Here is a 5,797-nt window from a genome sequence, read left to right on the forward strand (position 1 = left end):
TACCCGTCGTCGCCTTGGTGAGCCATTACCTCACCAACTAGCTGATAGGCCGCGGGCTCATCCTGCACCGCCGGAGCTTTCCACCACCCTGGATGCCCAAGATGGTAAGTATCCGGTATTAGACCCCGTTTCCAGGGCTTGTCCCAGAGTGCAGGGCAGATTGCCCACGTGTTACTCACCCGTTCGCCACTAATCCCCGCCCGAAAGCGGTTCATCGTTCGACTTGCATGTGTTAAGCACGCCGCCAGCGTTCGTCCTGAGCCAGGATCAAACTCTCCGTGAATGTTTTCCCGTAATCGGGAGACACCACGAGAGCGGAACCAGGGGAAGGAATAATCCCCCCGGTCCACAGCGTCCTCGCTGTGTTGTGTTTCAAAGGAACCTCAACCTCAAGCCACAAGGGGCTCTCGGTCGGGGTATCAACATATCTGGCGTTGACTTTTGGCACGCTGTTGAGTTCTCAAGGAACGGACGCTTCCTTCGTACTCACCCTCTCGGGCTTTCCTCCGGGCGTTTTCCCTTCGGTATTTCGTGTTCCCGACTCTATCAGACTCTCTCGGGCCCGATTTCCTCGGCGCCTTTCCGGTTCCCGGCCCGGCCTTTCGGCCCTTCCGTTTCCCTTCCGGCGTTTCCGACTTTATCAGAAGTTCTGAGTCGGATTTCCCGCCCCTTCCGGTCCTCCGGGCACACGGTGGTGCCGGGCTCCGAAGCGGCGGTGTCGCCAAACGTACTGGAGCGGGGCGCCCGGATGCAAATCCGGGCCCCCCCCCTCCTCCGTAGAGCTGACGCCGGGTCAGACCTCCACGACGACCGGGAGGATCATCGGCCGGCGCCGGTAGTTGTCCGAGACCCACTTGCCGACGGTGCGGCGGATGAGCTGCTGGAGCTGGTACGCCTCCAGCACCCCGTCCCTGGCCGCGCGCCCGATGGCGTCGTCGATCTTGGGCATGACGCCCGCGAAGGCGGAGTCCTCGATGCCCGAGCCGCGCGCCTGGATGTGCGGGCCGCCGGTGATCTTGCCCGTCGTGGAGTCCACGACGAGGTACACCGAGATGATGCCCTCCTCGCCGAGGATGCGGCGGTCCTTGAGCGAGGTCTCGGTGACGTCGCCGACCGAGAGGCCGTCCACGTACACGTACCCGGCCTGGACCTTGCCGCTGATGCGGGCGCGGCCGTCGACCAGGTCGACCGCGACGCCGTCCTCGGCGATGACGATGTGGTCGTGCGGGACGCCCGTGAGGGCGCCCAGCTCGGCGTTGGCGCGCAGGTGGCGCCATTCGCCGTGCACCGGCATCAGGTTCTTGGGCTTGCAGATGTTGTAGAAGTACAGCAGCTCGCCGGCCGAGGCGTGGCCCGAGACGTGCACCTTGGCGTTGCCCTTGTGCACGACGTTGGCGCCCCACCGGGTCAGGCCGTTGATCACCCGGTACACCGAGTTCTCGTTGCCCGGGATCAGCGAGGAGGCCAGCACGACGGTGTCGCCCTGGACGATGCGGATCTGGTGATCGCGGTTGGCCATGCGCGAGAGCGCGGCCATCGGCTCGCCCTGGGAACCGGTGCAGACGAGCACCACCTCCTCGTCCGGGAGGTCGTCGAGCGCCTTGACGTCCACGATGAGCCCCGCGGGGACCTTGAGGTAGCCGAGGTCGCGGGCGATGCCCATGTTGCGGACCATCGAGCGGCCCACGAAGGCGACCCTGCGGCCGTAGGCGTGCGCGGCGTCCAGCACCTGCTGGATGCGGTGCACGTGGCTCGCGAAGCTCGCCACGATGATGCGCTTGCGCGCGCCGCCGAAGACCTGCCGCAGGACGCTGGAGATGTCCCGCTCGTGCGGCGTGAAACCGGGGACCTCGGCGTTGGTCGAGTCGGTGAGGAGGAGGTCGATCCCCTCCTCGCCCAGGCGCGCGAAGGTCGTCAGGTCGGTGAGCCGGTGGTCCAGCGGAAGCTGGTCCATCTTGAAGTCACCGGTGTGGACGACCATGCCCGCCGGGGTACGGATCGCGACCGCGAGCGCGTCCGGGATGGAGTGGTTGACCGCGATGAACTCGCAGTCGAAGGGACCCACCCGCTCCCGGTTCCCCTCGCGCACCTCCAGGGTGTACGGGCGGATGCGGTGCTCCTGGAGCTTCGCCTCGATGAGCGCGAGGGTCAGCTTCGAGCCGATGAGGGGGATGTCCGGCTTCTCGCGGAGCAGGTACGGCACCGCGCCGATGTGGTCCTCGTGGCCGTGCGTGAGGACGATGCCCTCGACGTCGTCCAGCCGGTTCCGGATCGATGTGAAGTCCGGCAGGATCAGGTCGATTCCGGGCTGCTCCTCCTCCGGGAAGAGCACTCCGCAGTCGACGATCAGCAGACGCCCGCCGAATTCGAAGACGGTCATGTTGCGGCCGATCTCGCCGAGGCCGCCGAGCGGGGTGACCCGCAGGCCGCCTTCGGTGAGCTTCGGGGGCGGGCCCAGTTCAGGGTGCGGATGACTCAAAAGACTCTCCTCAACCACACACGCCACGTGCGGGGCACGTGGCATGTGTGACGTTCGTGCTGTTGTGGGAACAGTGCCGTGCCCGGGCCCGGGAAGCGCGGAGGACTCCGCGTCCGCCCGGGGCCGGGCGGGCTATTCGGTTATGAAGTCCGTGGTGCGAGTTCTACCCCGCCGGCGGCCAGATCGATCTTGAGCTGGGCCGTCTCCTCCTCGCTCAGCCCCACCATCGGCAGGCGCAGCGGTCCGCTCGGCCGGCCCTGGAGGGCGAGCGCGGCCTTCGTGGTCATGACACCCTGCGTGCGGAACATACCGGTGAAGACCGGCAGCAGCCGCTGGTGGATCTCCAGGGCCTTCTGCACGTCGCCCGCGAGGTGGGCGTCGAGCATCGCGCGCAGCTCCGGGGTCACGACGTGCCCGACGACCGAGACGAAGCCGACCGCGCCGACCGACAGGAGCGGCAGGTTGAGCATGTCGTCGCCCGAGTACCAGGCGAGGCCGCTGCGGGCGATGGCCCAGCCCGAGCGTCCGAGGTCGCCCTTGGCGTCCTTGTTGGCCACGATGCGCGGGTGCTCGGCGAGGCGGACCAGGGTCTCGGTGGAGATCGCGACTCCGCTGCGGCCCGGGATGTCGTAGAGCATGACCGGCAGCCCGGTGGCGTCGGCGAGGGCCGTGAAGTGGTGCAGCAGCCCCTCTTGCGGGGGCTTGTTGTAGTACGGCGTCACCGCGAGCAGGCCGTGGGCGCCGACCGCTTCCGCGGAGCGGGCCAGCTCGATGCTGTGACGCGTGTCGTTGGTGCCGACCCCGGCGACGACGTGCGCCCGGTCCCCCACTGCCTCCAGCACCGCCCGGACGAGGTCGGCTTTCTCCGCGTCACTGGTGGTGGGCGACTCCCCGGTGGTCCCGTTGATCACCAGGCCGTCGTTGCCCGCGTCCACCAGCTGCGCGGCGAGTCGCTGCGCGCCGTCGAGGTCGAGATCGCCGTCCGCCGTGAAGGGCGTGACCATGGCGGTGAGGACCCGCCCGAAGGGGGTCTGCGGAGTGGAGGTCAAAGCCATGGGTAACACGCTACTCGGTGCTCGGCCCCGCTCCTGCCCTCGGGGCGTCGCGGCGGCGGGGTACGGGGGCATCGGCTCAGGGGAACCCGGCGCCGCGCGCTCGGGGGTTCACGCGGCGCCGGGCCCGTGCGGTCAGGCTAGTTGAACCCTGCGAAAAGCCGCAATACGGACACCTTTTCCGTGGTCCGTACATGTGTGCCCGCTCCCGGCCCGGTCCACGCGCCCCTGTCCGGTGCCCTGATTCAGGGGGCCATGCGGCCGTTCTTGTTGAAGGCCGCGTGGGTGAGGGGCATGAGCCCCGCCCACAGCTCCTCCATCCGCTCGCCGACCATCTCGATCTCGCGCTGCGGGAAGCTCGGCACCTTCGCCAGCTCGTGCTGCGTGCGCAGGCCGAGGAAGTGCATGAGCGAGCGCGCGTTGCACGTCGCGTACATCGAGGAGTAGAGGCCGACCGGGAGGACCGCGCGGGCGACCTCGCGGGCGACGCCCGCCGCCAGCATCTCCTGGTACGCCTTGTACGCCTGCTCGTAGGACTCCCCCATGGTGCGCTCGGTCAGCGCGTGCTGCTCGGGGGTGCCGTCGACGAAGACGTACTTGCCGGGGCGGCCCTCCTGGACGAGCTTGCGCGCGGGGCCCGGCACGTAGAAGACCGGCTGGAGCTCCCGGTAGCGGCCGGATTCCTCGTTGTAGGACCAGCCGACGCGGTGCCGCATGAACTCGCGGAAGACGAAGATCGGGGCGCTGATGAAGAAGGTCAGCGAGTTGTGCTCGAAGGGGCTGCCGTGGCGGTCCCGCATGAGGTAGTTGATCAGGCCCTTGGACCGCTCGGGGTCCTTCTTGAGCTCGTCGAGCGACTGCTCGCCGGCCGTGGAGACCCGCGCGGCCCACAGCACGTCCTGGTCCGAGGCGGCGTGCTTGACCAGCTCCACCGTGATCTCGCTGCGGAACATGGGTTTGACGGTCTCGGCGGGGGTCACCTGAGGGGTCTCGGACACCGGCGGCGGTCCTTCCAGTCGCTTCGTGGGGGCGGCGCCCACTTTACGGTCCGGGCAGACGACTCCCTCGATGGGAGGGCTCTCATGACATTTTTCGCGGAGACTCACGAAAACGGGCACCACAGACGCCTTCCGCGCGTCTGTACGAGCAGGGCCGGTGTGTTCGGAAGCACACCGAGGCCGTAGTCTGATTTGCGGGTTTTCCGACTTCTTTCCGGACAGTCCGCACCCGTCCATGACGAGTATCCGAGGAGAAGCGCTTTACATGTTCCGACGGCGTGAGCCCGTTCCGTTCGCCTTTCTGGTCGAGGCGGAGAAGTACCGCAGCAATGTCGAGCCCCCGCCCCGCGAGCGGCCGCAGCGCGGAGAGCTCGTGGTCCGCGCGCTCGTGGGGCTGACCGTGGTCGGCGGCCTGGTGGGCAGCCTGCTGTTCGGCCTGCCCGCCCTCTCGCAGGAGACGGCCCCCCGGCATACGCAGCACTCCGAGGCGTCCGATCCCCGCTGATCCGCTTCGCCTGCTGACATCCCCTGTGCGGGGATTCGCACGGCTGCTCGCAGAGACCCCCGGAGTGGTGAACGGCCGGGGGTCTCGGTAGCCTCACCGCTCACAGCCCCCTGGCGCCACGCCTGGTGCGCGCGGAATGAGTGAGGAAACAGTCGTGCCCCTGCCCTTCCTGACGGCGGACCGCACTTTCGAGGAGGGCGCCGACGACGTCGCGCTGCCGTACCACGACCGCGAGGTGTGGCGCCGTCCGTACCGCCCCGGGCCCTGGCGCGTCGCGCTCGCCGCGCTCGTCCTGCTGCTCGCCGCCTTCGTGCTCGTCGCCGCGCTCGCGATAGGTCTCGCCAAGAACACCGGTGGCGCGCTCGGCTCGGTGATCTTCGCCGCGGTGCTGATAGCGGGCGCGCTGCGCGGGCTGCGGATGGGCGCCTGGGTGAGCGCGCGCGGCGTGCGCCGTACCGGCTTCCTGCACACGCACACGTACGCCTGGGGCCAGGTGAGCGCGGTGCGCACCGTGCAGCAGCCGGTCAGGGTCCTCGGGCTGCCGCGCAGCGTGCAGGGGCAGGCCGTCGTGCTGACGACGCGGCGGCAGCACGTCACGGGGCCCCTGCTCACGGACCACGGCGCGGACTTCCTCTCGCGCGCGGAGGGCTTCGAGCGCGCGGCGGACACGCTGGAGGCGTGGGCGGACGAGTACGTGGCGGGCCAGCCCACCGGGCGGCGCTGAGACGGCGGGACGGGGCCGCGCGGGCCTGCGGCGCCTCGG

The 5,797-nt window shown here is 69.0% G+C and carries 5 protein-coding genes; 2 read left to right on the top strand and 3 right to left on the bottom strand.

Annotated features, from left to right (window positions below; genetic code table 11):
- Positions 1-793: 793 nt before the first annotated feature.
- The 3 genes from SSBG_RS06070 to thyX form a co-directional block, all read right to left on the bottom strand.
- Positions 794-2,479 (bottom strand): ribonuclease J, encoded by a 1,686-nt coding sequence (locus SSBG_RS06070; protein WP_008745325.1) that lies wholly within the window; start codon positions 2,477-2,479, stop codon positions 794-796.
- A 140-nt stretch (positions 2,480-2,619) separates the two neighbouring features.
- Positions 2,620-3,534 carry a 4-hydroxy-tetrahydrodipicolinate synthase gene (gene dapA, locus SSBG_RS06075; protein ID WP_008745326.1) on the bottom strand — a complete coding sequence of 305 codons (915 nt, stop codon included), beginning with the start codon at positions 3,532-3,534 and terminating at the stop codon, positions 2,620-2,622.
- A gap of 242 nt (positions 3,535-3,776) precedes the next feature.
- A complete protein-coding gene (gene thyX, locus SSBG_RS06080; protein WP_037871172.1) occupies positions 3,777-4,484 on the bottom strand; it encodes an FAD-dependent thymidylate synthase in 708 nt (235 codons plus the stop codon).
- Positions 4,485-4,794: 310 nt separating this feature from the next.
- Between thyX and SSBG_RS06085 the strand changes: the two genes are divergently transcribed.
- Both SSBG_RS06085 and SSBG_RS06090 read left to right on the top strand, forming a co-directional pair.
- Entirely contained in the window at positions 4,795-5,034 is a 240-nt protein-coding gene (locus SSBG_RS06085) for a hypothetical protein (RefSeq protein ID WP_037869061.1), read from the top strand.
- A gap of 154 nt (positions 5,035-5,188) precedes the next feature.
- Positions 5,189-5,758 carry a membrane protein gene (locus tag SSBG_RS06090; protein ID WP_008745329.1) on the top strand — a complete coding sequence of 190 codons (570 nt, stop codon included), beginning with the start codon at positions 5,189-5,191 and terminating at the stop codon, positions 5,756-5,758.
- Positions 5,759-5,797 lie beyond the last annotated feature (39 nt).

Origin of the sequence: Streptomyces sp. SPB074 (genome assembly GCF_000154905.1) — a bacterium.
Taxonomy (GTDB): Bacteria; Actinomycetota; Actinomycetes; order Streptomycetales; family Streptomycetaceae; genus Streptomyces.

Excerpts from the sequence above, each read along its gene's own strand:
- dapA (WP_008745326.1), bottom strand. The coding sequence starts at position 3,534 with ATGGCTTTGACCTCCACTCCGCAGACCCCCTTCGGGCGGGTCCTCACC.
- thyX (WP_037871172.1), bottom strand. The coding sequence starts at position 4,484 with ATGTTCCGCAGCGAGATCACGGTGGAGCTGGTCAAGCACGCCGCCTCG.
- SSBG_RS06085 (WP_037869061.1), top strand. The coding sequence starts at position 4,795 with ATGTTCCGACGGCGTGAGCCCGTTCCGTTCGCCTTTCTGGTCGAGGCG.